At 73.0% G+C, this 25,411-nt stretch carries 20 protein-coding genes; 5 read left to right on the top strand and 15 right to left on the bottom strand.

What is annotated here, in order from left to right; genetic code table 11:
* The first annotated feature begins 7 nt into the window (after window positions 1-7).
* Window positions 8-1,834 (top strand): stealth conserved region 3 domain-containing protein, encoded by a 1,827-nt coding sequence (locus ACGFW6_RS05050; RefSeq protein ID WP_393504735.1) that lies wholly within the window; start codon window positions 8-10, stop codon window positions 1,832-1,834.
* On the opposite strand, the gene ACGFW6_RS05045 is transcribed toward ACGFW6_RS05050, so the two are convergent.
* Both ACGFW6_RS05045 and ACGFW6_RS05040 read right to left on the bottom strand, forming a co-directional pair.
* Window positions 1,770-2,798 (bottom strand): RNA polymerase sigma-70 factor, encoded by a 1,029-nt coding sequence (locus tag ACGFW6_RS05045; protein ID WP_393504733.1) that lies wholly within the window; start codon window positions 2,796-2,798, stop codon window positions 1,770-1,772. The genes ACGFW6_RS05050 and ACGFW6_RS05045 overlap by 65 nt on opposite strands.
* A 153-nt stretch (window positions 2,799-2,951) precedes the next feature.
* On the bottom strand, window positions 2,952-3,809 hold the full coding sequence (locus tag ACGFW6_RS05040) for an RNA polymerase subunit sigma (protein WP_393504731.1): 858 nt from the start codon (window positions 3,807-3,809) through the stop codon (window positions 2,952-2,954).
* 206 nt (window positions 3,810-4,015) lie between these two features.
* Between ACGFW6_RS05040 and ACGFW6_RS05035 the strand changes: the two genes are divergently transcribed.
* Both ACGFW6_RS05035 and ACGFW6_RS05030 read left to right on the top strand, forming a co-directional pair.
* Complete coding sequence (locus ACGFW6_RS05035; RefSeq protein WP_393504729.1) at window positions 4,016-4,264, top strand: WhiB family transcriptional regulator; 249 nt, start codon at window positions 4,016-4,018, stop codon at window positions 4,262-4,264.
* A 137-nt stretch (window positions 4,265-4,401) separates the two neighbouring features.
* On the top strand, window positions 4,402-5,082 hold the full coding sequence (locus tag ACGFW6_RS05030; RefSeq protein WP_393504727.1) for a sigma-70 family RNA polymerase sigma factor: 681 nt from the start codon (window positions 4,402-4,404) through the stop codon (window positions 5,080-5,082).
* Between the two features lie 126 nt (window positions 5,083-5,208).
* Here the strand turns inward: ACGFW6_RS05030 and ACGFW6_RS05025 are convergent, their stop codons facing one another.
* The 4 genes from ACGFW6_RS05025 to ACGFW6_RS05010 all read right to left on the bottom strand — a co-directional run bounded on the left by ACGFW6_RS05025 (window position 5,209) and on the right by ACGFW6_RS05010 (window position 9,711).
* Entirely contained in the window at window positions 5,209-5,955 is a 747-nt protein-coding gene (locus ACGFW6_RS05025) for an SDR family oxidoreductase (protein WP_393504726.1), read from the bottom strand.
* 112 nt (window positions 5,956-6,067) lie between these two features.
* On the bottom strand, window positions 6,068-7,768 hold the full coding sequence (locus ACGFW6_RS05020; RefSeq protein WP_393505101.1) for an FAD-binding protein: 1,701 nt from the start codon (window positions 7,766-7,768) through the stop codon (window positions 6,068-6,070).
* A gap of 192 nt (window positions 7,769-7,960) precedes the next feature.
* On the bottom strand, window positions 7,961-8,857 hold the full coding sequence (locus ACGFW6_RS05015; protein ID WP_393504724.1) for an RNA polymerase sigma-70 factor: 897 nt from the start codon (window positions 8,855-8,857) through the stop codon (window positions 7,961-7,963).
* Between the two features lie 83 nt (window positions 8,858-8,940).
* Window positions 8,941-9,711 (bottom strand): class I SAM-dependent methyltransferase, encoded by a 771-nt coding sequence (locus ACGFW6_RS05010; RefSeq protein ID WP_393504722.1) that lies wholly within the window; start codon window positions 9,709-9,711, stop codon window positions 8,941-8,943.
* Window positions 9,712-9,888: 177 nt separating this feature from the next.
* Between ACGFW6_RS05010 and ACGFW6_RS05005 the strand changes: the two genes are divergently transcribed.
* Window positions 9,889-10,788 carry a UTP--glucose-1-phosphate uridylyltransferase gene (locus tag ACGFW6_RS05005; RefSeq protein ID WP_393504720.1) on the top strand — a complete coding sequence of 300 codons (900 nt, stop codon included), beginning with the start codon at window positions 9,889-9,891 and terminating at the stop codon, window positions 10,786-10,788.
* A 9-nt stretch (window positions 10,789-10,797) separates the two neighbouring features.
* Here ACGFW6_RS05005 and ACGFW6_RS05000 read toward each other — a convergent pair whose 3' ends face one another.
* The 6 genes from ACGFW6_RS05000 to ACGFW6_RS04975 form a co-directional block, all read right to left on the bottom strand.
* The gene (locus ACGFW6_RS05000) at window positions 10,798-11,739 is read right to left on the bottom strand and encodes a hypothetical protein (RefSeq protein WP_393504718.1); all 942 of its coding nucleotides are present in this window, start codon (window positions 11,737-11,739) and stop codon (window positions 10,798-10,800) included.
* A complete protein-coding gene (locus ACGFW6_RS04995) occupies window positions 11,736-12,221 on the bottom strand; it encodes a hypothetical protein (RefSeq protein ID WP_393504717.1) in 486 nt (161 codons plus the stop codon). The genes ACGFW6_RS05000 and ACGFW6_RS04995 overlap by 4 nt, the downstream gene beginning before the upstream one ends.
* Window positions 12,222-12,224: 3 nt before the next feature.
* Entirely contained in the window at window positions 12,225-13,448 is a 1,224-nt protein-coding gene (locus ACGFW6_RS04990) for a macrolide family glycosyltransferase (RefSeq protein WP_393504715.1), read from the bottom strand.
* Window positions 13,445-14,008: a patatin-like phospholipase family protein gene (locus tag ACGFW6_RS04985; protein ID WP_393504713.1), complete on the bottom strand. Its 564-nt coding sequence runs from the start codon at window positions 14,006-14,008 to the stop codon at window positions 13,445-13,447. Before ACGFW6_RS04985 ends, ACGFW6_RS04990 begins: the two co-directional genes overlap by 4 nt.
* Before the next feature lie 116 nt (window positions 14,009-14,124).
* Window positions 14,125-14,607, bottom strand: a complete 483-nt coding sequence (locus ACGFW6_RS04980; protein ID WP_393504711.1) for a cupin domain-containing protein — start codon at window positions 14,605-14,607, stop codon at window positions 14,125-14,127.
* A 34-nt stretch (window positions 14,608-14,641) separates the two neighbouring features.
* Window positions 14,642-15,115, bottom strand: a complete 474-nt coding sequence (locus tag ACGFW6_RS04975) for a carboxymuconolactone decarboxylase family protein (protein WP_393504709.1) — start codon at window positions 15,113-15,115, stop codon at window positions 14,642-14,644.
* 455 nt (window positions 15,116-15,570) lie between these two features.
* Here ACGFW6_RS04975 and ACGFW6_RS04970 point away from each other — a divergent pair, with 455 nt between their 5' ends.
* Complete coding sequence (locus tag ACGFW6_RS04970) at window positions 15,571-18,420, top strand: ATP-binding protein (protein ID WP_393504707.1); 2,850 nt, start codon at window positions 15,571-15,573, stop codon at window positions 18,418-18,420.
* A 248-nt stretch (window positions 18,421-18,668) separates the two neighbouring features.
* On the opposite strand, the gene ACGFW6_RS04965 is transcribed toward ACGFW6_RS04970, so the two are convergent.
* From ACGFW6_RS04965 to ACGFW6_RS04955, 3 genes are all read right to left on the bottom strand, one after another.
* A complete protein-coding gene (locus tag ACGFW6_RS04965) occupies window positions 18,669-19,361 on the bottom strand; it encodes a LuxR C-terminal-related transcriptional regulator (RefSeq protein ID WP_393504705.1) in 693 nt (230 codons plus the stop codon).
* A gap of 421 nt (window positions 19,362-19,782) precedes the next feature.
* Window positions 19,783-22,557: an AAA family ATPase gene (locus ACGFW6_RS04960; RefSeq protein ID WP_393504703.1), complete on the bottom strand. Its 2,775-nt coding sequence runs from the start codon at window positions 22,555-22,557 to the stop codon at window positions 19,783-19,785.
* 3 nt (window positions 22,558-22,560) lie between these two features.
* Window positions 22,561-25,173 (bottom strand): AAA family ATPase, encoded by a 2,613-nt coding sequence (locus tag ACGFW6_RS04955; RefSeq protein WP_393504701.1) that lies wholly within the window; start codon window positions 25,171-25,173, stop codon window positions 22,561-22,563.
* Between the last annotated feature and the right edge of the window lie 238 nt (window positions 25,174-25,411).

Here is a 25,411-nt window from a genome sequence, read left to right as displayed (position 1 = left end):
CATGCGCATGGGGGGCATGGACATCCGTCGGCGTCTGGGAACGTCCGGGGGCCTGCGGGCCGTGCGGGACTCCCTGGTGCGACTCGGGCTCTGGCTGTCGGCCCGGCTGTGGGCGCTGCGCGCGACCCGCTCCCGACGGCGCCTGCGAGCCGCCGACCCGGGACTGCGCCGGGTCACCTTCGGACCGACACGCCTGTACGGCCGTACCGTCGTCCGGTACACCGCCGCGGACGCCCTCGAAGCCGATCTCGACCGGGTGTGCGCCCTGCTGGAGGAGCTGGGCGTCCCGTACTTCCTCGTTCCCGCCGACCCCGGGCAGGGCGGGCCGCGGCAGGTCGTCGGCGTCGAGGAGCGACACCGCGGCGCCGTCCTCGCGCAGGCCGCCCGGCGCTTCGCCGGCACCGCAGCGTATGTCGGCGCCGTCGGTCCGGACGGAGCCGTGACGAGCGCGGCACTGTGGGCGGACGGGAGGCTGCCGCGCGCGCTCGAGCGGGCCGCGGTGCTGCGCACCGGCGTGGTGCGCCTGGGCCCGGGAGGGCAGGTGCTCGCCGGCCTCGAAACGGGCTGCGACATCGAGTTCTGGCGGCACGGCCGGGACCTCGGCACCGCCCCGGGCAAGGACCCGTCCTGGGTCACCGTGCCCGGCGGCGGACTGCCGGACGCCTTCGGCCCGGCGCTCGTCGCCCCGCGCCGCAACCCCGTGTCGGAAGTGCTGCCGCTGTCCGCGCAGCAACCGGCCGCGGTGGTGCGCCGCAGCCGCAGCGTGCCGACGTTCGCGCCCTTCGCCGAGTCGCGCGTCGACGAGGTGTGCTTTCCCGTCGACGCCGTCTACACCTGGGTGGACGGGGACGACCCCGTGCTGGCCGCGAAGCGGCGCACCCATCAGGCGCTCTGCGACGACGCCATCGCCCCGCGCGAGACCGGAGCCTCCCGCTACACCGACCACGACGAACTGAAGTACGCGCTGCGCTCGTTGGAGATGTACGCCGGCTTCGTCCGGCACGTCTACCTCGTGACCGACTCCCAGCTCCCCGCCTGGCTGGACCCGGAGGCGGAGGGCCTGACCGTGGTCGACCACCGGGAGATCCTCCCGGCCGACGCGCTCCCCGTCTTCAACTCGCACGCGATAGAGAGCAGGTTGCACCACATCCGCGGCCTGTCGGAGCACTACCTCTACTTCAACGACGACGTCTTCATCAATCGCCCGGTACGGGCCGAGCACTTCTTCCACGGCAACGGCATCGCCCGGATCCCGCTGTCACCGTGGAAGCTCGGTGTCGGAGCCCCGCATCCACTGGAGCCGGCCCCGAACTCCGCGGGCAAGAACGCCCGTGAGGTGATCAGACGCTTCCACGGCCGGCACATCACCCACAAGTCACTGCACACCCCGCATCCCCAACTGCTGTCGGTCATGCGGGAGATGGAGAGCCTCGGCATCGAGGAACTGGAGCGGACCTCCTACTCACGCTTCCGCTCCACCTCGGATGTCGCTCCGGCGTCCACGCTGCACCACCACTGGGCCATCACGACCGGCCGGGCCGTCCCGGCCGACTACCGGTTCCGTTACGTGCAGCTGGGCACACCGGACATGCGGCACCGGCTGGCCCGGCTGGCGGCCGGTGAGGACATCGACTTCTTCTGCCTCAACGACGTGGACACCGCACCGGCCGCCCGATCGGCGGCGCAGGCGGTCATCCACGACTTCCTGGAACGCAAGTACCCGTTCCCGAGCCGGTTCGAAGGGGCCCACCCGACCACCCCGCCCCCGGTCACGCCACGTGCGGAGAGTCTCCCGCCGCAGCCGGTCCGAAGGGCAGCTCAGCTTCACGACTGACGGGGCGCGCACCCGCGCGAGGGGGCCGCGGGGTGCGTTCGTCGCAGAGGGCCAGAGCCCTGGTGGTGCGGGTGGCGGAGTCCAGGAACGCGGCGATCTTGCTCGGGTCGAACACCCACATCACCTGGTGGATGCCCTCGCGCGAGGCCGCGAGGGTCATGAACGCCGACGGTCTGCCGTCCCGGTGGAGCAGGACGCCGGCGCGTCCGTTGGCCTCGACCCGGCGGACGTCCGCCCCGCGCCAGAACCGCCGGGTGGCCGTGGCCAGGTTCGCCACGCGCGCGCGACCGAGGACGGGGACACGAGCGGCGCCCCGGACGCCGTTGCCGTCGGAGAGGCTGACGGCGTCCGGCGTGAGGACGGCCTCCAGCGACGCGACGTCGCCGTCGCGCGCCGCCGACACGAAGGCGTCGAGGAGTTGGCGATGCGCCACCGTGTCCACGACCTCCCGCCGCCCGTCGTCGATGTGCCGCCGGGCCCGGCTCACGATCTTGCGTACGTTGGCGGGGCTGAGCCGCAGCATGCGCGCGATCTCGGGGTAGGCGTAGTCGAACGCCTCCCGCAGCACATAGGCGGCCCGTTCCGTGGGATTGAGTTTCTCCAGCAGCAGGAGCAGCGCGAATTCCAGGGCCTCCGCGCGCTCGGCCCCCACGTGGGGATCGTCGCTGGTGTCGACCGGTTCGGGCAGCCACGGGCCGACGTAGGTCTCGCGCCGGACGCGGGCGGACCGGGCGACGTTGATGGCCAGCCGGGTGGTGGTGCTCGACAGATACGCGGCGGGGCTGATCACCGCCGAGCGGTCGGTCCGCTGCCACCGCATCCACACCTCCTGCACCACGTCCTCCGCCTCGGCCGCGCTTCCCAGTACGCGGTACGCGATGCCGAACAACCGCGGCCGCAGTTCCACGAAGACAGAAACGGCCTCGTCCAGGGTGTGTTCCGTGGGGGACGTCTCCAGACGCATGATCCTGGTGTCTCCGTTCCTCCGAGCGGCGCCGCCCGGTGGTGGTCACCGGACCTCGACGGCTCTTCCCGACTCGTCCTCCCTGATTGACCGGTGGGCTTCCCGTTCTGTGACAGGTCCGCCGCACCGGAACACGAGATGAGGGCCCCGGTGTCAGAGGGACCGGACCGGGTGATTCCAGGAGCGCAGTTTGTCGGGGTTGAGGGTGACCCAGACCTGCACGACCTGTGCGCCGGCGACGTCGAGGCTGACGACCGCGCCGACCTGGCGGCCGTAGCGCACGACCAGTCCGGTCCGGCCGTTGACCGCGTGCGTGACCAGCGTGGTCCGCGGATGCCGCGCCAGCAGGGTCACCAGGCTCCGGGCCACCGGGACGTCCCCGTGCACCGGGCCGGCCGGCGCCCGGACCTTGCCACCACTGTCGAAGACGGCGGTCGCGTCCGCCGCGAGCAGCGACGTCAGCACCCGTTCGTCCTCACCCGCACATGCCTCGCGCACCGCCCCCACCACCGCGTCGTGCTCTCCCGCCGACGTCGGACGCGCCCGCCGGTCACGCAGACTCCGCCGCGCCCGCTCCGCCGGCTCCACGCACTGCGGCTCGCTGCGCCGGACGGTGCGGGCGGCCGCCTCCGGCGTCGTCCCGAACACATCGTTCGCCACGAACGCCGAGCCCTGCGCCGGGGACAACGCCTCCGGAGCCTCCAGCGGCACCTCACCGCCTCCGTCCGCGACGACACCCGCCCTGTCCGGTCCGGGCCCCGCCGACCGGTCCTGCCCGGGCCCCGCCGCCCGGGAAAGACACACGCCCCCCACCACCCGTACCAGCCACGACCACGGCTCCTCGATCCGTGCCCGCTCCGCCTCCGGCAGCCCGAACCACCGCCGGTACGCCTCGTCGATCACCCGTTCGGCCCCGGGTCCGCCGCCGAGCAACCGGCACGCCACGTCCAGCAGGTGCCGCCGCTCCTCCAGCAGCTCCACCAGCGACACCGCACCGCCCGCACCCGCCACCGCCCGACCTCCCTCGTGCGCAGCCCCCTACGACGACCACCGCACCGATCGCGTGATGCGTCCGCTCGTCAGGTGTGACCGGGCAGCCCTGTGTCCTGTGACACGCGCCCGCATGTCACATCCGCGCCCGCCGATCGGTCTCCCTTTACGACAGACCGTGCCGCGCCCCATGCGGCACCGGCAGTCGATCGCCGAGGAGGGCTTCCGTGGAGTGGCGTGAGAGGGCGATCTGCCTGGCCGAGGACCCTGACCTGTTCTTTCCCGTCGGGAACAGCGGCAGTGGCCCGACCTTGATCCAGACGGACGAGGCGAAGGCCGTGTGCCGGCGCTGCCCGGTGCGGGAGCAGTGCCTCGACTGGGCCCTCGACGCCGGCCCGATGGACGGCATCTGGGGTGGCACCACGGAGCAGGAGCGCCGTGCCATGGCCCGCCGCCTGGTCCCCTCCGGCGGATGAGAGCAGGGCGTGCCGGGCCGGGCGCGGCGGTGAGAACACGCCGTCGTGCCCGCCGTGAGGTGCGGCCGGCCGCCCGTGGCGAGATGTTGGAGTAGGCCGCTTCGGGGCCGCCCACTCACCGAGCTAGGGAGCCGGTCGTGGAGACACATCTGGTCGAAGCCGGGCCGGGCCGGAGGCGGGCAGGCCCGGCCCAGGCCCCGGCGATGGTCGTACCCGACGACGTGACCTCGGTGTTCGTGCAGGCCAGACCAGGGCTCCTCAAGATCGCCCATCGGATCGTCGGGGACCGGAACGAGGCCGAGGACGTCATCCAGGAGACCTGGCTGCGCTGGCAGCGAGCCGACCGTACGGTCGTGCGCAACCCGTCGGCGCTGCTCAGGACGACCACCGCCCGGCTGGCGATCAACCTCGTCCGGTCGGCCTGGAAGCGCCGGGAGACCTGCGCCGGTCCCTGGCTCCCGGAATCGACGGACCTCGACGCCACGCCGGAGGCGGTGGCGGAGCGGCACGACGCCGCCGAGGAAGCGGTTCTGCTGCTGATGGAGTCACTGACGCCCAGGCAGCGCGCGGCGTACGTGCTGCGGGAGGGATTCGACTATCCGTACGGCCGCATCGCCGAACTGCTGGGCATCGGCGTCGCCAACACCAGGCAGCAGGTCTCCCGGGCCCAGGAGCGGCTCGCCGCGGACCGGGCCCGGCGGCCCGTGGACGCCGTCGCACACCGGCGGCTCGTACAGGCCTTCCTCGCGGCGGCCCAGTACGGCGACCTCGCGCGCCTGGAAGCGGTCCTCGCGGCGGAGGCGAGGTCGCCCGCATAGGCCGTTCCGGCGTCCGCGCATTGTCTTCGCGTGTGTGTGCCGGAACGTGTGTGTGCCGGAAAGGGAAAAGAATTCAGGAACCCGAAGTGGCCCCGGCCCGCCGGCGGGGGCCACGTCGACGGTTCTCTACTTCTGCTGAGCCATCCAGTCGGACAACTTGGTCTCCGCGATGTGGGCGTCGGGACCGGGCAGGAGCGTGGCGTCCTCGAGCTGGGCTCCGGAGTACGCCGCCTTCGGGTCCGTGACGACCGTGCGGGGGTCGTCGTTGTCGGCGAGCGTCCGGCGGATCAGCTCGTCGAGCTGGAACACGTCGGGCCCCGCGATCTCCACCACGCCGTTGACGGGAGCGCCGACCGCGGTGCGGCCGACGGCCGCGGCCACGTCGTCGGAGTAGATCGGCTGGAACTTGGCGGGGGGCAGGTGCACGGTGTCGCCGTCCGTGGAGATGTCCGCGATCCCCTTGATGAACTCGAAGAACTGGGTGGCGTGGACGATGGAGTACGGCATGCCGGACGCCTTGATCAGCTCTTCCTGCGCCTGCTTGGCCCGGAAGTACCCGCTCTCCTGGAGCCGGTCCGTGCCGACCACGGACAGCGCGACGTGGTGCGTCACACCGGCCTCGGCCTCGGCCTGCAGGAGGTTGGTCGTGGAGGTCCGGAAGAAGGTCAGGACGGCGTCGTCCTCCCACGAGGGGGAGTTGGAGACGTCGACCACGACCGAGGCGCCCTTCAGGACGTCGGCGAGACCCTCGCCCGTCAGCGTGTTGACGCCGGTGTTGGGCGCGGCCGCCACCGCCTCGTGCCCGTGCTCCTTGAGCTTGCCGACCAGCTTCGAGCCGATGAGCCCGGTTCCACCGATCACTACGACCTTCATGAGGAATTCCTCTCGGAGAAAATTCGGTCTGCACTGGAAGAGACAGGACAGGGGTTCTGTCTGTGACAGGCCCCGGGCGGAAATCCGGAATTCCTCCGCCCGGAGACCCGGCTCACTCGACGAGCTTTCCCTCGGTCGAGACCTCCTGCATCAGCGCGGAAATCTCCTCCGGCACATCCGGGATGCTTTCGCGGGTCACACCGGTCGTCGGGGACCACACGAGATTGACGCGCAGGGCCGGATCCTGGTCCGGGTGGTCGCTGCGGTTGTGGCAGCCACGGGTCTCACGGCGCTCCAGCGCCGATTCGAGGGTGGCCCGCGCGGCCATGGCCGCGGACTTCAGGTCGAAGGCGTGCGCGAGGTCCTGATAGCCGGCGATGTCCGGGTGCACGCCGACGTCCGCCATCCGCTTCTCGATCACGGAGAGCTCCGCGAGTCCGGCGCGCAGGCCCTCCTCGTCGCGTACGACACCCGCGTGCTCCGTCATGGTGTTGCGGAGGGCGCGCTGCAGTGCGCGCACGTTCTCCGGACCGTCCGCGGCGAGCAGGTCGTCGACCTCCGCGCGGGCCTCGGCCACGGCCGCCGCCGAACGCCGCTGCGCGGTCAGCGACTGCGAGTAGGCGGCCGCCGCCCGCCCCGTGATCCGGCCGAAGACCAGCAGCTCGATGAGGCTGTTCCCGCCGAGCCGGTTCGCGCCGTGCAGCCCGCTCGACGCCTCACCGATGGCGTACAGGCCCGCGACATCGGTGCTGTGGTCCTCGGGACGCACCCACACCCCGCCCATCGAGTAGTGCGCGGTGGGCGCGATCTCGATCGGCTCGCGGGTGATGTCCAGCATCTGCAGGTCCAGCATCGTCTGGTAGACGCGGGGCAGCCGCGTCATGATCGTCTGCCGGGGCAGATGGGAGACGTCGAGCCACACGGCCCCCTTCGGGGTGCCCCGCCCCTCCTTGATCTCCGTGTAGGAGGCCAGAGCCACCCGGTCGCGGGTGGACAGCTCCATGCGCTCGGGGTCGTAGCGGGCCATGAACCGTTCCCCGAGGGCGTTGCGCAGGATCCCGCCCTCGCCGCGGGCGGCCTCGCTGACCAGGGTCCCGGCCGCGTTCTCCGGCTCGATGATCCCGGAGGGGTGGAACTGGACCAGTTCGGCGTCGCGCAGCCGGGCGCCGGCCTCCACGGCCAGCCGGAAGGAGTCACCGGTGTTCTCGTCACGCCGTGAGGAGGTGCGCCGCCAGATCCGGGTGTGGCCGCCCGCGGCGAGGATGACCGCGTCCGCGTGGATCAGGTAGCGCCGTCCGCTCGCCAGGTCGAAGCCGTAGGCACCGAAGACGGCGCCGTCGTGCACCAGCAGCCGGGTGATGTAGACGCCGTCCAGCACGGGGATGTCGAGCTGCTGGGCGCGCCGGATGAGCGTGCGCTGGATCTCCAGACCGGTGTAGTCGCCGGCGAACGCGGTCCGCCGGAACCTGTGCGCGCCGAAGAACCGCTGCGAGATACGGCCGTCCTCCTCGCGGGCGAACGCCATGCCGTACCGCTCCAGGTCGTCGATGCCCCGGGCGGCGCCCTGGGTGACGATCTCGACGGTGCGGGGGTCGGCGAGGAGATAGCTCTCCTTGATCGTGTCCGCCGCGTGCTGCTGCCAGCTGTCCTCGGGGTCCATCGTGGCCAGAGCCGCGTTGATGCCGCCGGCGGCGAGCGCCGTGTGGGCGTCCTCCTTGGGGCGCTTGCCGACCGCGAGGACGTCGACGCCGGCCTCCGCCAGTTCGATCGCCGCACGCAGACCGGCACCGCCGGTGCCGATCACCAGCACCATGGTGGAAAGACGTTGTTCGGTGATAGCCACGGGTCTTCTCCGATCGCGGGATGTCACCCATTACGACCGGGCCGCCGCCTCATCTGTGACAGCGTTCCGGCGTCAGGGCACCCGTTCGGGGTGTGTCCGTGGTCACCTGCCGGGTCCGGCCACCTCGACGGACCGCACGGCTCGGGCGCGCGGTCATCGCTCTCAGTCCGTCAGCGAGGCGACGTAGGGAGCCAGCTTGGCCGGGTTCATGACCCACATGATGCGTTCGATTCCCCGCTCGGAGACATCGACGCAGAGCAGCGCCACGGGGTGTCCGTCGGCCGAGACGAGGACGGCCGGCCTGCCGTTGGCCTCGACCCAGCGGACCTCCGCCGGAGGCCAGAAGCGCGGCGCGAACGCGGCGAGGTACTTGGAGACGTGCGGACGGCCGACGACGGGGATCCTGGACGCCCCGCGGATGCCGCCGCCGTCGGAGTAGCTGACCACGTCCTCCGCGAGGACGTTCTCCAGCCCCGACAGGCTGCCGGTCCGGGCCGCGTCGAGGAACACCTCCAGCAGGCGCCGGTGATCGCTCGAACTGACCGGCTCCTTGCGCTCCGCCGCCAGGTGCTTGCGGGCACGTGTCACCAACTGGCGGGTGTGGACCTCGTTCGTCTCCAGGATCTCCGCGATCCGCTTGTACGGGTAGTCGAAGGCCTCCCGCAGCACATAGGCGGCGCGTTCCACGGGGTTGAGCCGCTCCAGGAGCAGCAGCACCGCCATGTCGAGCGCCTCGGCCCGCTCCGCGCCCAGCTGCGGATCCGCCCGGGTGTCGACCGGCTCCGGAAGCCAGGGCCCGGTGTACGACTCACGCCGCATCCTGGCGGACTGGGCCACGTTGATCGCCAGCCGGGCGGTGACGGTGGCCAGGAACGCGGCCGGCTCCTTGATCTCGGTGCGGTCGGTCTTCTGCCACCGCACCCACGCGTCCTGGACGACGTCCTCCGCCTCCGCCGCGGTCCCGAGGACGCGGTAGGCGATACCGAACAGCTGGGGGCGCGCCGCCATGAACTGCTGTGCTGCCCGGTCGAGGGAGTCTGTGCCGTCCTCGGCGCGCATGGATGTCCTCCAGTCCTGGACGCCCCAATCTACAAGCGGGCACCGCCGCACGCGCGGCCGGGCCGGTCCTCGCCGGACGTCCGTCAGGGCCGGCCGAGCCGGACCGCCAGCACGGCGGGGTCGGCCCGCTCGGGCAGCGCGACGAACCCGGAACCGGCGAGCTCCGCGATCACCTCCGCACGGGCGGCGGGCCACATCCAGAACGTCTCGGTGTACTCGCGCAGGACACCCCGCGCACCGCGCACCCAGTACTCGAACCGCGTGCGGATCCGGTCCGTGTCGGCCGACATCACCATGCGTCCGCCGTACAGGTGCTGGCCCACCTTCTGGGCCGGCAGGACGTGGGTGGCCTCGCCGTGGGGGAGGCGGTCGGGCGGGAGGTGGACGAGGAGCACTCCGCCGGGCACGAGGGCGTCGGCGACGGCCGGCCACAGGGCGCGGCGCGCGTCCGGCGCCAGACAGCCGACCGTGTTGTGGCATATCGCCACGTCGGCGACGTGGCGCAGCCCGGCCTCGCCGAGCCCCTGGGGATGCACGGTGACCCGCCCCCTCAGGTCGGCGGGCAGCGCCGCCAGCCGCGTCATCAGCAGCGACCGCATGGAACGCGCCGGCTCGACCGCGTGCACCGCGACCCGCGATCCGGCGAGGCTCATGAACGTGACCCGCCCGGTACCGGCACCCACGTCCAGCACGCCCAGGCGGGCGGCCCGCACGTCCCGGGCGTAGAACCGGTGCACGCGGGCCCTGTCGCGGTCCGCCTGCAGGATGTCGTAGAACTCGGCACTGACCTCGTAGGCGTCCCGTGGCTCCGGGCGCGGAGACTCAACGGTGACATCTGGCAGGAAAGGGAGCATATAGAGATAGACCGGCCGGCCGGCCCATCTGTGACAGCGGGCTCGACCGGGCTCACGGGCCCACAGGCGCCCCGCGGCCCTGCTCGGTGGGCGCCGGGCAGGGGCACGGCGGGCGTTGGTAGCGTCGACCGTGCCGCGCCCGCCGGTGCGACGCGCCGACCGACCGAGAGAGATGCGATGTCCCCGACGATCCGCAGGGCTGTGATCCCCGCCGCCGGACTCGGCTCCCGACTGCTGCCGCTGACGAAGGCGACACCCAAGGAGATGCTCCCGGTCGGCGACAAGCCGGTCATCGAGCACACCGTGCGCGAGCTGGTGGACTCCGGAATCACCGACATCACCATCGTGGTCTCCGGCGGCAAGAGCCTCATCCAGGAGCACTTCCGGCCCAACCCCGCCCTCGTCGAACAGCTCCGCGCCGACGGCAAGACCGCCTACGCCGACGCCGTGGAGGAGGTCGCCGAGCTGGCCCGCAAGGGCCACATCACCTACCTCGACCAGTACGGCCCCTACGGCAACGGCACCCCCGTGCTGAACGCCGCCCGCTCCTTCGGCGACGAGCCCGTGCTGGTGCTCTGGCCCGACGACGTCTTCGTGGCCGAGGTGCCCCGCGCCCAGCAGCTGATCCGCGCCTACGAGCAGACCGGCTGCCCGGTCCTCGCCCTCCTGCCCATGGATCCGACCGAGTCCCAGCGCTACGGCGTCCCGATAGTCAAGGAGGACCTCGGGGACGGCCAGCTGCGCATCACCGGTCTCGTCGAGAAGCCCGAGCCCGCCGCCGCCCCGTCGTCGTACGCGGCCATCGGCGGTTACGTCGTCACCCCCGGCATCATCGACGAACTGCGCGAGCAGACCCGCCGCTGGTACGAGCACCGGACCGGCGAGGTGTATCTGACCGACGCCATCAACGCCTACGCCGCCAGCCGCGCGGTGTACGGGCAGGTCATCAAGGGCCGCTGGTACGACACGGGCAACCCGGCCGACTACCTCGTCGCCCAGATGGCGTCCGCCCTCGCCCACCCGGAGTACGGCCCCCTCCTGCGCGGCCTGGTCGCCGGACTCGACGACGGCAGCTGACCTCGTCGCTCACGGCACCGGCCGGTCCGGCGTCGCCGTCGTGGCGCCCTGCCGCGCCCGGACGAGGGAGACCACCGTGTCGGTCGTGCGGTCGAGCAGGCTGCGCCCGTCGGGGAGTCCGTGCTCCGGACTGATGTAGCTGCGCGGACCGAGGTGGGTCGCCGGATCGAGGCGATGCACGGTGATCTTCCCGGCGCGGCGGGCACGGTTCCAGCCGCTGCGGCGGAACAGGCGCCAGCGCTGCGGGAAGATCCAGGTGCCGACCCGCTCGATCCGGTCGTACGCGCTGGTGAGCTGGTGCAGGTGCTCGGCCCGTGAGAGGTCGTTGGCGCCGTTGTGGAACCCGCCCAGCGTGATCACCACGAGCGGGCAGCGCAGCCGGGTGTGCAGCGCGTCGACCGCGCCGGTGGCGACCTGCGCCCCGCCGCTGTAGCTGAGCAGCACGACGGGCACCCCGCTGTCGGGCCGGTAGCCGGCGAGCCGCAGCTGTGTGGCGATCTGGGAGCCGACGGCCCGGTTGTACAGGGGCCGGTAGCGGTGGTCCGCGGCGACGAAGATCTGCATGACGTTGTGCAGGAACAGCAGCAGGCCGATGCGGCGGCGCAGCCACGCCCACACCGGACGGTCGGCGAGCGGGTCGGCCAGCGGCGAGTAGGGCTGCACCTGGCCGAGCACCCGCAGCTCGGGCGCCGCGGCGAGCACGGCCCTGACGAGCTGGCCGCCGTCCCGGGTGTCGCGGACGCGGCGCTTGCCGATGCCGTCGAGGTAGACCAGGTAGGCGTCCGGGGGAGCGTCGGCCGCCGCGCCCCGGGCGTAGGGCATGCCCTCGGGCAGCTCGATCGTCGGTGCCCGGAAGCCGGCGCTGTAGGCCAGCACCTCGTAGCGGGCCAGCAGGCCCTCGGCGAGCAGCACGGGCCCGAGCACACAGGCCCAGAGCAGGAAGTCGTTCATGAGACCCCCTCCGTCGTCCGGGGCGCACCGAGCCCCACGACCAGCCGCCGCACGGCCTCCACGGCGAGGCCGAGTCCGGCCCCGGCGGCGGCCACGCAGCCGGCCGCGCCCCACCAGCCCAGCTCGGTCGCTGTCGCGAGCGGTTCGGCCAGACCGGCCCCGACGCCCATCAGGAGCAGCAGGTGGAGCAGGGGTCCGAGCAGCGGGAACGCCAGCACGGCGCACAGCAGCAGGGGAGCGGCGAGGCCCGGCGTCCATGCCAGGGAGTCGCCCGGTGGGGAGGTGGACGTCACCAGTTCGGCCAGCGTCCACGCGGTCAGCGGCCACAGCGTGAACACCGCGGCCTCGACCAGACCGGCGCCGAACAGCAGCCCGACGACGAGCGTCCTCGGCATGCCGGGCCGCCGGGCCAGCAGCGGCAGGATGCGCCCGGCGGCCTCCGACAGCCCCGCGAACAGCAGCAGCACGATGACGAAGGACATGACTCAGCCTCGCTGTGCGGGATCGGCGGGGAGCGGCGGGCGGGCCGCGCCGGCCGCGTTCAGGTACCGCTCCAGTTCGTCGGCGGCCCGCCGGTAGCCGCCCGCGTCGCGCTGGGCGGCCTTCAGGGCGGTCGCGGCGGCCCGGAACCCGGGTTCGTGCAGCAGACGTCGGGCGAGGGCCCGCACGGAGCCCTTGGTGACGTCCTCGGTGCGGATCGACAGGCCCGCGCCGAGCTCGACCACCCGGGCCGCGGTCATCGGCTGGTCGGCGCCCTGCGGGATCACCAGCATCGGGACGCCGGCGTACATGGCCTCGTTGACGCTGTTCATCCCGCCATGGGTGACGAACAGCGCCGCACGGTCCAGCACCTCCGGCTGCGGCACGGAACGGCGCGGGAGCACATGGGCGGGCAGCGGGCCGAGCGCGTCGGGGTCGGTCTGTCCCGTGGAGACGATCACGGTGCCGGCCAGCGGGGCCAGCGCGACGGCGAACGTGCGCAGCAGCCCCGGGTCGGCGCCGAACACCGTGCCCAGCGAGGCGTACAGCACCGGGCTCCGGAGCCGCTCGGTCTCGAACGACGGATCGGCCGGGCGGGCGCCGATGCTCGGGCCGACGAAGCGGTACGAGTCGTCGAAGTGCTCGACGGCCGGCTGGAACGCCCGTGACGTGTAGACGAGGTTGAGCGGCCGGCGGATGTTCAGCAGGTCGAAGAAGGGCAGCCCGCGCGCGTCGAACCGGCGGCTCAGCTCACCGCGGGCCCGCATGTAGGCCAGGACACCGCGGCGTCGTCCGCGCTCCCCGGCGAACAGCTCCCACGAGGCGCGGGTGGGGCTGGGCACGTGCCGGTTGAAGGCGAAGGTGGTGAACGACGAGGCCGCCGGCACGCCCAGTTCGCGTGCCGCCACCGCGCCCCACGGACAGGAGGCGTCGTGGACGATCAGGTCGGGCCGGTCGCGGCGCAGGTCGTCCAGCACGGCGGGCAGCAGACGCAGGCTCGTGCTCGCGAGCGACTCCAGCAGGGTGAGCGGCGTCGGCGGATCGGGCAGCGGCTGCTCACCGCCGGGGTAGAGGCGCACGGCGGCACCGGCGGCCTCGATCTCCTGACGGAACGCGGGCGAGGTGTGGTACGTGACGGTGTGGCCGCGCCGGACGAGCTCGGCCACGACCGGCAGGGTCGGGTTGATGTGCCCGTGCATACCGATGTTGAGGAACGCGACGGTGCTCACAGGCCCGCCTTCCGCACGGAAGATGTCGACGCCACGCCCGGACCGGTGGCCGTCGCCATGCCCGGTACCGCCGCGCCGGCGAGCAGCGCGGACTCCAGGTCCCCGCGGTCGAGCAACGCCGGAGCGCCGGTGTCCGGGTCCAGGGCCACCGCGGTGAAGGGGACCGCCAACTCCTCGATGCGAGAGGGTAGTTCGGCGCGGGCGATCAGCCGGCGCAGTCCGCGGTCGGTGAAGACGCTGCCGCGCGCCGAGAGCCGCCCGGGCGGATACACCTCACGACGGCGCAGCCGGGTCCCCACGTGGTCCAGCCACGGTGCCGCCCGGTCGGGATGGGCGGCCGCGACGGCGCCGTTGAGAGCGCCCACCGACGTGCCGATGATCATGTCCGGCACGAATGCGCGCTGCTCCGGCGCGTGGCCGGCACCGACATGTGCCGCGCCCAGCACTCCGCCGGCGCCGACCACGACGGCGACGGGACGGGGCAGGGCGTCCAGCCCCGTCGCCGGGTCCCCGGTCGACGGGACCGGCGACAGATGACGGGCCCGCTCGGTTCGCGTCATGATCCACCTCTCGTCCTGAACCGGGTGCTGACAACAAGGACCGGGCAGCGGCCCGACGTGTGACATCCGGCCGGGGGAGCCGTGTGCCCTCGGCCGCCGCCCGGCCCGGTCCGGGCCTAGTCCACGAAGTACGAGTCGTGCTCGTCGAAGAACCTCGCGCGTTCCTCGTGCGTGGCGTCGGCCAGCTGTGACAGCCCCTCGAAGTACGCCTCGCGCGGCGCCCCCGGTGTGAAGAGGAGCAGCATCTCGGCAGGGGCGTCGGAGTCGTTGCGGAAGGCGTGCAGTCCGCCCTGCGGCACATGCAGGAAGTCGCCCTGCCGGGCGTCCACCCACTGATCGCCGTCGAAGAGACGAACCGTGCCGCCCAGGATGAAGAACGACTCCGAGATGGTGCGGTGGAAGTGGGTCTTCGGACCGCCCGCCCGCGCGCTCATCCGGACTCGGTAGAGCCCGAACTCGCCGCGCGTGGTGGTCGTGGTCGCGAGGTAGTGAATCGCGTCCTGACCGGCTGTGCCGAGCTCCGGCGGGGTGTCCGCCGGCCGGAAGTCCGCGTTGATCTCGCCGCCGTCACCGTCGTAGACCCGCTGCGGATACGACATGCCGACCGCTCCTTTCGTACGGGTGGCGTGCCGGTCAGCCGAACTGGCCGGGCTGGTAGTCCCCGGCGGGCTGCTGGTTGATGACGTTGATGCGGTTGTAGGCGTTGATGACGCCGAGCAGCGAGATCAGCGCGACGAGCTGCTCCTCGTCGAAGTGCTTGGCCGCGTCGGCCCAGGCCTCGTCGGTGACGCCGCCGGCCGCGTCCGCGATCCGGGTGCCCTGCTCGGCCAGCTCCAGGGCGGCACGCTCGGCCTCCGTGAAGACCTTGGCCTCCCGCCAGGCCGCGACCAGGTGCAGACGCTGCACGGTCTCACCGGCCTCGGCGGCGTCCTTGGTGTGCATGTCCGTGCAGAAGCCGCAGCCGTTGATCTGGCTCGCGCGGATCTTCACCAGTTCCTGGATCGTGGTCGGCAGGGACGAGTCCGAGAGCAGCTTGCTCGCCGAGTTGATGTGCCGCAGCACCTTTCCCGCGAGGGGGTTGCCGAAGTAGTCGAGACGGGGTTCCACGGTGTTCTCTCCTTGCCGTTGGGATGGGCTACACACCACTGACCGGACTGGGCCGGAAGGTGTGACAGCACGGCGGGTGTGAACCACGTCTCACCCTTGTTCGCCGAGGCCGTCGCCGGGCGCAGCCACGAGCGGGCCCCGCCCGCGGGCTCGCACCCCATTTATGTGGGGTGCGCCACATTCGAAGGTGAATCGCACTCACCTTCCGTGTCCCGGACGCGGATTGAACCGGACCAGGCGAATCCGCTCCACCGTCTGACCGGCGGAAGGGTGTGACGGGCCGGTGGTGTGCGGGCGGACGCGAACGTGCGAACGCCTCGTCGGAGGGGGTGCGACCGCGCTGGGCGCGGGCCGGGAACACCCCTGCTCGTGCGTATGATCGGACGAGGGAAACGGTCGTTCGGTTCGTACATTCCGCCAACTGCTCGGTGTGGCGGCGCAATACAGGAGACGCGGTGGCGTTAACCCCCGGCCTCAAGGCGGATGACGAGCCCACGCTCGTCGGTCGAGACCTGGAACTGGCCCTGATCCGTGAGCATCTCCACGGCACGGCCGAAGGCCGCGCGGTCCTGCTGCGCGGACCCGCCGGGATCGGCAAGACCCGGCTGATGCACGAGATGATCGCCGACCTCGACGCCCACGCGCGTGTCCTCACCGTCAAGTGCCAGGAGACGGGCGGCGCCGCCTACGCGGCCGTGCGCGGGCTGCTGGAACCGCTCGGCCTCACCGACGGCGACCCCGCCCGCCATCCGCTGCTCGCCGACCGTCCCGAGTTGGCGGGCAGCGCCGCGCTCGCCCTGCCCGCCCTCACGACGGACGGCGCCCCCGACGGCCGGCCCGCCGACATGTACGGCGTCATGCACGGCCTGTACTGGCTCACCGCCTCGCTCGCCGCCGAGCGCCCCCTCGTCCTGGCCGTCGACGACCTCCAGTGGTGCGACGAGGCGTCGCTGAGCTGGCTCGGTTTCCTGCTGCGACGGGCCGAGGGCCTGCCGCTGTCCCTGCTCGTCACCCTGCGCACCGAGGTCGAGCCCGCGCGCCCCGACGTGCTGGACGAGATGGCCGACGCCCCCTCCTGCCTCACCGTCGACGTCGAACCGCTCACCGACGACGCCGTACGGGACATGCTCGCCGCGTCGCTGGCCGCCGCACCGGACGCCTCCGTCGTCGCACGCTGCATGGAACTCACCGGCGGCATCCCGTTCCTGGTCCAGCTGCTCACCCGTGAACTCGGGGACGCACCGGACGCCGTACTCGACGCCGACGCACTGCGCGGCGGCCTCGGGCACGACACCGTCGCCCGCTTCCACCTCGACCGGCTCACCCCCGAGCGCCTCGCCGTGGCGAAGGCGCTCGCGGTCCTGGAGTCCGACGACACGGAGACCGTCGCGGCCCTGGCCGGCACCACCCCGGGCCCCGCCGCCGGCGCCGTCGAGGCCCTGCGCGCCGCCGGACTGCTGCGCCCCGACTCCCTCGCCTACCGCCACGACCTCATGCGGCAGGCCGTCCTGGACGCCACGCCGGCCGACGAACGCCGTGCGCTGCGCGAACGCGCCGCACGCCTGCTCAACGACTCCGGACACCCCAGTGACCAGGTCGCCGTCCAGCTGATGCACCTGCCCGCGGTGCCCGAACCCTGGATGGTCACCGTCCTGCGCTCCGCCGCCCTCGGCGCCGAGCAGCGCGGCGCACCCGCCATCGCGGGCCAGTACCTCTCCCGCGCCCTGCGCCACGATCCCGACGACATCGAGCTGCTGTCCGCCTCCGCCCGCGTCCTCGCCCACTCCGACCACCCCACCGCGCTCAGCCGGCTGGAACGCGCGCTGTCCCTCGCCACCGACCCGCGCCTGCGCTGCCGTCTCGTCCTTCAGTACGTCATCACCTCCCTCGGCGTGCAGAACTCGCTGCGCGCCTTCGAGTTGGTCGGCGAGACGGTGCCCGTGATCGACGCCGAGCTCGGTGACGCGCCCGACGAACAGGCACTGCGCACCCTCATGGAGGCGATGGCGCTGGTCTCCGGGCTGGACGAGAAGGCCACCGTCCGCCGCGTCAGCGAGCGCTTCCGCGACCACGGCATGCCGCCCGGCGAGACCGCCGAGGAGCGGCTGCTGCTCGGCATGCTGTGCGCGCTCGGCACCCTCGAGGGCCGGCCCGCCGCCGAACTGGTCCCCGCCGCCCAGCGGGTCCTGCGGGTCGGGGACGTCTCGCTGGGCGGCTGGGGCGCTCTCGGCGCCAGCCTCACCCTGTACCTCGCCGACGAGATCGAGCCCGTCGAGCTGGTGCTGACCACGCTGCTCGAACACGCCCAGAAGCGCGGCCAGGCGTGGAACAGCGCCCTGGCGTCCAACACCCGCGCCCAGGTGCACCTGTGGGCCGGCAACATCACCCAGGCGCTGGCGGACGCGCAGCTCGCCTTCGACCTCGTCCACCGCGACCTGCAGGTGCAGAGCGCCGTCGGCCCGCAGTGCACCCTCGCCGACGTCCTGGTCCTGCGGGGCGACGCCCGCCGCGCCGAGGAACTCCTCGATCTGGTGCGCCGGCCCCGCCTGGACGAGTTCGCACTGGAGTCGCACACCTACCTGATGAGCCGGGCCCGCACCCGCGCCGCGCTCGGCGACCCGGAGGGCGCCCTCGGCCACCTCCTGCGGTGCGGCGACAGCCTGGCCGAGGCCGGCATCGGCAACCCCGTGCTGGCGCCCTGGTGGTACGAGGCCGCCCAACTGCTCGCCGAACTGGGCCGGTACGGCGAAGGGAAGGACGTCGTCGACCGGGTCGCCCCCGCGGTGCGGCGCTGGGGCACATCCCGGGCCCGGGGCATGCTCGCCGTCGCCCGAGGCGTCCTGACCCCGGGCGACACCGGCATCGACGAACTGACCGAGGCGGCCGAACTCCTCGACGCCGGTCCGGGCCGTCTGGAGCAGGCCCGCGCCGAGTACCTGCTGGGCCGGCGGCTGCTGGAGCGCGGTGACTTCGAGGGGGCCCGCGAACGGCTGCGCCGCGCCATCGACATCGCCGTGCTGTGCGGCGACCGGCAACTCCTCGACCGGGCGGTGCCCGCCCTGGGCGCGGCGGGCGGCCGGCTGCGGCGCGGTACCGAGTCACCGACCGACGCGCTGAGCGGCAGTGAACGCCAGGTCGCCGAGCGGGCTGCCGGGGGAGCCACCAACAGGGAGATCGCCGAGGCCCTCTTCCTCACCCAGCGCACCGTGGAGTTCCACCTCACCAGCGTGTACCGCAAGCTCGGCATCCGAGGGCGGGGCGAACTGGAGGCCGTCCTCGCCGCCGAGCGCAGGCCCGTCGCCTGAGACGGCCGCGGCGGTGTGCTCGGCGGGGCATGTCTGGGGTTTTGCGGGTGGCGGCCCGGGTTCAATGGGCGGCGACGGCGGGCCGGTTGCCGCTGTCGCACTGACCGCAGCCCTGGAAAGGACGCCCATGCCGCGTGACGCCCCCCGGGTGTGGCCGCGTACGGCTGTATCCACCCGGTGCGGGTGCGCTCCGCCCCGAAGGCCCCGCCGGGGGAAGCGGCAGGGCCTCGAAGCGGCGGAACGGGCGATCAGTCGGACACGAACTCCGGGCGTACCCGCGGTGGCCACTGGCCCAGGGCGAAGACACCGAGGGAATAGCTCTTCGATATCAGCGCCGGCCGGTTGGTCACCTTCATCTTCCGCAACAGCGAGGAGACGTGATACTCCACTCCGCCGCGGCTGAGGAAGAGTTTCGTGGCGAGCTGTACCGTCGACTCACCTGATGCCACTCCCTCCAGAATGCGGGCGTGCATCGGGCTGAACAGTTCGCGCCGGGCGTGGGCGAGTCGGGGACCGTTCTCGGACTCCTCCGGGTCGACCAGCACCAGAATGCGGTCCACTCTGCCGACACCGCTCCGCACCGCTATCCCTGTCATTTCGCCGCGGAATACGGCGTCCTTCGCGCCCAGTGCGACCAAGTGGTCCGCGAACCGAGGGCTCTGACCGTCCGCCAGGCGGATCAACTCGTTCTTCAGCTTGCTCTGCACGCTGGGATGCAGGAGTTTACAGAAATCTATTCCCGTGCCCTGCCCGGGTGTCCAGTCGAATTGCCGGGCGAAGGATCGATTGGCTTCCATTATCCGGAATTCAAGATCGAGGTTCGCGATGCAGGCCGGGGACTGCTCGAAAAGAGCCAGATAATTTTCGCGATAGGGTTCAGGAGACCAGTTCCGTGGCGTGTCGGGGAGGATCTCTGCAGAGTCTGGGCCGACGTTCTTCATGGGGGGTGGGCCACTCTCTCTCAGCGCTCATGACCGGTGGTGCGTCCCGCAGCGGGGAGTGTTCCTTCATCTGTGACATTGCCACCGAATGAAAATGCATGTCAAGGCGCACCGGGTTGGCGAGGCCCTATTCTCCGTTAAGACTGCGGTGCCCGCCGGCGGTGGTTCGGTGCGCATTGCGGTTCCGTACGCGGCGCCTTTCGAGTACCGTTCGGTAACCGGCGAACGGGACGTGCGGCAGCGGCGACACGAGGAAACGTGCAGGTCGGAGCGACCCCCTCACCTTCCGGTGGGGGCGCCCCGGGTGTGCGGTGGTGAAGATGACGGAAATCAGCGGCTTCGGGTTCCCCGGATTCCGTGAACACAATGAACAAAACTCCGCGGGGGTCGGCGAGCATGGATCAATGCCGTCCGGGGAAGATCAGTCGGTTGCGTCCATTCCCATGGCGTGGGCCAGTTGTTCCCGGCCGGTAATGCGGAATTTTCGGTACGTGCTCGTGAGGTGTCTTTCCACGGCCCGCAGACTCGTATCGAGTTCCTCGGCGATCTCCCGGTTGCTCAGACCACGTGCCGCGCGTTCCGCCACCTTGGTCTCGGCCGGTGTGAGCCCGGCCGTGCGCGCCCGCGCCGGGCGCGCCGCGGTGCCGGAGTCCGCACGCGTGTCGGTCAGTTCCGCGGTCAGGCGACGGCCGCGCCGGGTGAGCCGGTCGCCGTCCGGGAGGGACTCCCGTTGCAGACGTCGGCCCAGTTCGACCAGGGCGTGGGCCAACTCCAGCCTGCTGCCGTCCGTTTCCACGAGGTCGACGGCCTGCCGCAGCAGCGCGGTTCCCGGTGGCCCCTCGGTGACGACGCCGAGCACGCGCAGCGCCCGGCTCAGTGTGGTCGGCGCGCCCCAGGCCAGGGCCCGCTCGTGATGGGTCCGGGCGGCGGCGAGGGCCTCGGCGGTCCGGCCCGCGCGGTGGTGGATCAGCGCGACGCGGACCTGCCAGTGCGCGAACGCCGCGTTCATCCACCCGGCGCGTTCCAGGACGCGCCCGCAGTCCAGATAGTGGGCCAGGGCCAGCGGCAGATTCCCTCGCTTCTCCGCGAGCATCCCGTGCAGATTCCCGAACAGGGCCGACATCCGCAGGTCGGTGGGCGGTTCCGCGGGGCGCAGCAGTCGTTCGGCGAGCTCGGCGTCGCCCGCCGCGAGAGCGACCCGGCCCAGGACGAGCGTGGCGTGCACCGTGTCCCCGGGCGCCCCGCCCCCGGCCAGCGCGAGCGCGCGCACCCCGAACTCCCGGGCGGCGCCGACCTCGCCCCGCGACAGCAGCGCCAGCCCCTGCACCGCCTCGATGAGGGACAGCGTCGTGCGGTCGCCCTCCTGCGAGGCGTGCAGACGCGCCGCGCCCAGCCAGGAGGCGGCGAGGTGCGGGCTGTCCGTGCAGTGGAGGACCGAGGGCAGCAGTTCGAGCGCCAGACCGGACAGGGCGCTGTGCGCGGGCTCCTCCTCCAGGACCTGCCGGGCCGTCCGGGCCACCGTGCGGTGATCGGCCTGCCCGCCCATGGCGGCCGAGAACACCAGGACGGTACGCAGTTCGCGCTCGGCGGCCGAGATGCCGTAGCGCTGCTCGCCGAGGTCGAGCAGCCGGCGCGCCGCCGACCTCACCAGGCCGGGATCCTCCAGCCCGGCGTACCGCAGGCGGGCCTCCAGCCGCATCGCGAGGTAGCCGCCCTGCCGGTCGCCCTCCCGCGGAGTTCCGAGGCCGGCGGCGGTCTCCCGGACGAGAGCGGCGACCTCGGGATCGCTGCGCACGATGTCCATCGGGGTGCTGGAGAGGACCTCGGCGCGGCGCCGCAGCCGCGGCATCAGCCGCGCCGCCTGCACGAAGTGACGGCCCGCCGCGGGGGACTTGAGGTCCAGCTCGGTGACCCCGAGTTCGTACAGCAACTCGGCGCGGACATGGCTGCCGGCCGGCACGTCGACGAGGGCGCGGCCGAGATAGCGCACGGCCGCCTCCGGAGCGCCCCGGCGACGCGCGGCCGCGGCGGCGGCGCGCAACTGGTGGATCTCCCACGGGTCGCCGAGCCGGTCGACATGCAACAGGGGCCGCACGACGTCCTCCGGTCCGGCGCCGCACGCGTCGAGCACGGCGGACGCCCGCCGGTGGAGGTGGGAGCTCTCCTCGTCCCCCATGGTCCGCAGGACGACCGCGCAGGCCGCGCGGGTGTGGGCGGCCCCGTCGTCGCCGGGCGCGGGCGGCCAGGCGTGCGTGAGGACGTCACGGGCGTACGCGCACTGCTGCCCCGTCAGCTCCGCGACCCGGGCGACGAGGTCGTCCGTGGCGTGGTCGGCGAGCACGGCGCTGGCCTTGAGGAAGGCGTCGAGGACGGGTTCGCGTCGCAGCAGCGACAGCAGCCGCTCGCGGCGCAGCGACTCGCCCAGCCCGCGCAGGCGCTGCGTGTGCCAGTGGGGTGCGCCGAGCCGCCGGAGCCGGGCCCGGTCGCACAGCACCCGCAGTTCCTTGGGCCGGCCGCCGGTGACGTCGTGGCAGGTCCGGCGGAAGTCGTCGGGGCAGCCGTCGCCGAAGTGACGGGTCACCAGTGCCGCCGAGCCGCGGTGGGACAGGCCGCGGGCCCGGACGCGGTGGGTGGCGGCCGCCGAGATCTCGCCGACGAGCGGGTCGCGGGAGCCGAGGCCGTCCTTGCTGACCACGGCCAGCAGCATGCGCAGGCCGTCGCGGCGGGCCGCGAGATGGGCGAGCGCCTCCAGCGAGTCGTCGTCGACCCAGCCCAGGTCGTCGACGGCGACCGTCACGGTCCGCTCGGCGCTCAGGCCGGCGAACAGGATGTGCAGCCAGTGCAGGACGTCGGCGCGCACGGCGGCGTCGGCCTCGCCGTCCGGGCACGAGGGGCTCGGGCCGGTGGCGGTGGTCGGTACCGCGGTGAACAGGGGTGCGGGCAGGTCGCGTTCGGCGACCAGCGGAAGCACGAGCCGGCGCAGCGCACCGAAGGGGACGGTCCGTTCGGCGGGGATGCCGCCGGAGCGCAGGACCAGGGCGCCGGCCGCCGTCGCCCGCTCGGCCAGCCGGTTCAGCAGGGCCGTGGTGCCGGTGCCGGTACCGCCCTCGACGACGAGGAGGACGCCGTCGCCCGACCGGGCCGCGGCGACCGCGTCGTCGAGTACGGTCAGCTCCCGCTCGCGCTCCAGCAGCATGGATCAGCCGGCCGTGTGCCGGGCTCGCAGCTGGGCGACGAGGGCCGCGCGCCCCTTCACGCCGAGCTTGCGGTAGGTGTGCGTCAGCCGTAACTCGACGGTGCGGGTGGCCAGGCCCAGTCGGTGGGCGATCTCACGGTTGGCCAGTCCGGCCAGGACGAGGTCGGCCACGTCACGCTCGGACGGTGTGAGCGGGTCGCGCTCCGGGGCGTTCGCGTCGGTCACCGCCGTGGGCCCGTTGGGGGAGGGCGGCGAGGTCCGGGCGGAGGGTGGTTCGGCCGCGGCGGCCGCCCAGGGGACTTCGACGCCGTTGCGCTTCAGCGCCGCGTGGGTGTGGGCGCGCAGTGCCGTGAAGGCGCCCCACGTGCCCCAGCGCTCGGCGACTTCCCCTTCCCTGAGGAGCAGGTCGTCCGCGGTGGCCGGGGCGCCGAGGTGATGGTGGGCGACGGCCGCGGCGCTGCGCCACGGCAGGAGCAGGGGGTTGCGCCAGCGCTTGGCCCGCAGCATGCGGCCGCACTCCTCCAGCAGGAGCAGGGCACGGGCCGCGTCCTGATCGATGAGGGCGAGTTCGGCGCGGGCGTACAGCAGGAACGGCGTGGTGACGCTGTGCCCCTCGGGCCGGCTGTGAGCGCTCTCCGAGACGCGCCGGGCCTCGGCCACCCGGCCGCAGCGGATCAGGGCGAGGATCTCGGCCGCGGCGAGGCGCGGGGCGAGGAGGCTGTGCCACGACGGGGGCGGCAGGGCGCGGGTGGCGGCGGTCAGGTCACGCAGCGTCTCCTCGCCGCGGCCGACGCGTAAGTGTGCCTCGGCCCGGCTGAGCAGGGCCTGTGCGGCCGCCGCGAGGGCGTCGCGGCGGCGGGCGTCGGCGGCGACCGCGTCCAGCTGGTCGAGGCCGGTGGACAGGTCGTCCGCGCACAGCAGGGCCCGCGCCGCGGCGATACGGCACATGAACGGCACGGATGCGGGCTCGTCCAGGGCCGTTCGGGCGAGTTCGAGGACCCCGGCCCGGTTCTCGGCGCGGGTGGCGAGGGTCCAGGCGAGCACCGCGGACTGCGCGGGGTGTCCCGGCCGGTCGGAGTGGGCGGGGGGCGGGGCGACCAGCGGCAGGCCGCTCTTCTCCTTGTGGGCGAGCCGGCCGAGGGCGCGCAGCGGACGCAGCTCGTCGTCGGGGATCTTGGTCAGGGCCCGCTGGTGCACGTCGGCGATCACCCACCGCGCGGTCTCGGCGTCACCACGGCTGAGCAGCAGGTCGGCGGCGTCGAGTACGTCCGGCCAGGTCTCGCGGCTGAGGTGGCGCAGCATCACCTGGCGCAGCCGGCCGTCGGCCGCCTGCGGGGCGGTGACGGTCTCGGCGGCCGCCAGGCGGATCAGGCGGCGGGCGCGCTCGACCTCGGTCACCGGCTCGCCCAGCGAGTGCCGCAGCGTCGCGGTGGCGAGGTCGGCGGTCTGCCGCGGGGGCGGGGAGGCGGCGAGGTCCGAGGGTGTCCACGGGCACGCGGGCGAGGTGGCGCCGCCGGGGAGTTGGGCGTTCGCGCCGGAGCAGGAGCTCTCCCGGCCGTGCAGTGCGGCGGCGCGGCGGTGCAGCAGGTCGCGCTCGGGTCCCGTCATGCCCGCCAGGACGTCGTCGGCGAACCAGGGGTGGCGCAGTCGGGGTGTGCCGGTGTCGGCGAGCAGCCCGCAGGCCCGCAGCGCGTCCACGGCGTCGGTGAACGCGCCGTCGTCGAGGCCGGCGAGCGCCGCGAGCCGCCCCGGGTCGAGTCGCTGACCGCCGACGGCGGTGGCCCGCAGCAGCGACACCACGCTCTTGGGCAGGCCGCGCAGGGTCGTCAGGGCGCGGGCCGACCAGGCCGTGCGGGCCGCGGCGGTGAGTTGGGGTACGGCGTCGCCGCCCAGGGGGCGCCCGAGCGCGGCGATCCGGTCGGCGACGGCGTGCAGCACGGCGGGGGACCAGCCCGCGACCCCGGCCACCGTGAGCACGGACCGCGGCACGGGGTGGCCCACGCGGGCCTCGAGAACGCAGCGCGCCTCGGCGGTGGTGAGGGCGCCGAGGCGCAGGGTGCGCACCGGGCGGGGCGCCGCGGGCCGGGCTCCCGCCGCGGTCAGGACCTGACGGACCGGCACCGGGGTGGTGACGACGGCGAGGACGGCGCCCTGCAGGGCGCGGTGGATCAGGCCGACCAGCCGGCGCAGGGAGTGCGGGTCGGCGAGATGGAGGTCGTCCAGCGCCAGCAGCACGGGCCGGCCGGCCGACAGGGCCAGGAGCGTGTCGCACATACGGGCCACGGTGTCCGTGGGCCTGCTCGTGGGGCCGATGCCGGAGGCGAGCGCACCGATCCGGGAGGGGCGGCACAGTGTGCCCAGGAGCTGGGTGATGGCGCCGTACGGGAGCCGTGACTCACGCGGTGAACAGCGGGCGACGCCCACGGCGAGACCGGAGGCGCGAGCCCGGTCGACGGCCCATTGCAGGACGGCACTGCGTCCGGAGCCCACGGGACCGGTGACGACAACGATGTCCGAGACGCCGCTCTCCAGCCGTCGCACGAACCCGTCGAGGGAGTCGAGAACGGCCTGCCGGCCGACGAGTTGAGGGGAGGAAGAAGCGGGGATGGCGGTCATGGGCGATCCTGGGGGGTCACGGCACGCACCTGCTGGGCGGTGAGGGGCCGATGGGCGAGCCGCGGACGGTTGCGCATGCGCACCTCTCGTCTGATGACTGCGGGTGACCTGCTCCTCCTTCGAATCGGAGATTAGCGAGCCATGCACCACTACTACAGGTTCACCCGGGAATCCCTGAGCTTTTTTTGAGGTTGCCCGGTAATCAACACGCGTTGATAAGCACAACGACACCCGTAGG

Source organism: Streptomyces sp. Y7, assembly GCF_043195415.1.
GTDB lineage: Bacteria > Actinomycetota > Actinomycetes > Streptomycetales > Streptomycetaceae > Streptomyces.
The sequence above is the reverse complement of the archived record's forward strand: the minus strand, read 5'-3'. Positions and strand labels throughout refer to the sequence as shown.

What these genes read in the sequence shown, in the direction of transcription:
- ACGFW6_RS05050 (WP_393504735.1), top strand. Translation starts at nt 8, where the DNA reads ATGGGGGGCATGGACATCCGTCGGCGTCTGGGAACGTCCGGGGGCCTG.
- ACGFW6_RS05045 (WP_393504733.1), bottom strand. Translation starts at nt 2,798, where the DNA reads ATGCGTCTGGAGACGTCCCCCACGGAACACACCCTGGACGAGGCCGTT.
- ACGFW6_RS05025 (WP_393504726.1), bottom strand. Translation starts at nt 5,955, where the DNA reads ATGAAGGTCGTAGTGATCGGTGGAACCGGGCTCATCGGCTCGAAGCTG.
- ACGFW6_RS05020 (WP_393505101.1), bottom strand. Translation starts at nt 7,768, where the DNA reads ATGGTGCTGGTGATCGGCACCGGCGGTGCCGGTCTGCGTGCGGCGATC.
- ACGFW6_RS05015 (WP_393504724.1), bottom strand. Translation starts at nt 8,857, where the DNA reads ATGCGCGCCGAGGACGGCACAGACTCCCTCGACCGGGCAGCACAGCAG.
- ACGFW6_RS05010 (WP_393504722.1), bottom strand. Translation starts at nt 9,711, where the DNA reads ATGCTCCCTTTCCTGCCAGATGTCACCGTTGAGTCTCCGCGCCCGGAG.
- ACGFW6_RS05005 (WP_393504720.1), top strand. Translation starts at nt 9,889, where the DNA reads ATGTCCCCGACGATCCGCAGGGCTGTGATCCCCGCCGCCGGACTCGGC.
- ACGFW6_RS05000 (WP_393504718.1), bottom strand. Translation starts at nt 11,739, where the DNA reads ATGAACGACTTCCTGCTCTGGGCCTGTGTGCTCGGGCCCGTGCTGCTC.
- ACGFW6_RS04995 (WP_393504717.1), bottom strand. Translation starts at nt 12,221, where the DNA reads ATGTCCTTCGTCATCGTGCTGCTGCTGTTCGCGGGGCTGTCGGAGGCC.
- ACGFW6_RS04985 (WP_393504713.1), bottom strand. Translation starts at nt 14,008, where the DNA reads ATGACGCGAACCGAGCGGGCCCGTCATCTGTCGCCGGTCCCGTCGACC.
- ACGFW6_RS04980 (WP_393504711.1), bottom strand. Translation starts at nt 14,607, where the DNA reads ATGTCGTATCCGCAGCGGGTCTACGACGGTGACGGCGGCGAGATCAAC.
- ACGFW6_RS04965 (WP_393504705.1), bottom strand. Translation starts at nt 19,361, where the DNA reads ATGAAGAACGTCGGCCCAGACTCTGCAGAGATCCTCCCCGACACGCCA.
- ACGFW6_RS04960 (WP_393504703.1), bottom strand. Translation starts at nt 22,557, where the DNA reads ATGCTGCTGGAGCGCGAGCGGGAGCTGACCGTACTCGACGACGCGGTC.
- ACGFW6_RS04955 (WP_393504701.1), bottom strand. Translation starts at nt 25,173, where the DNA reads ATGACCGCCATCCCCGCTTCTTCCTCCCCTCAACTCGTCGGCCGGCAG.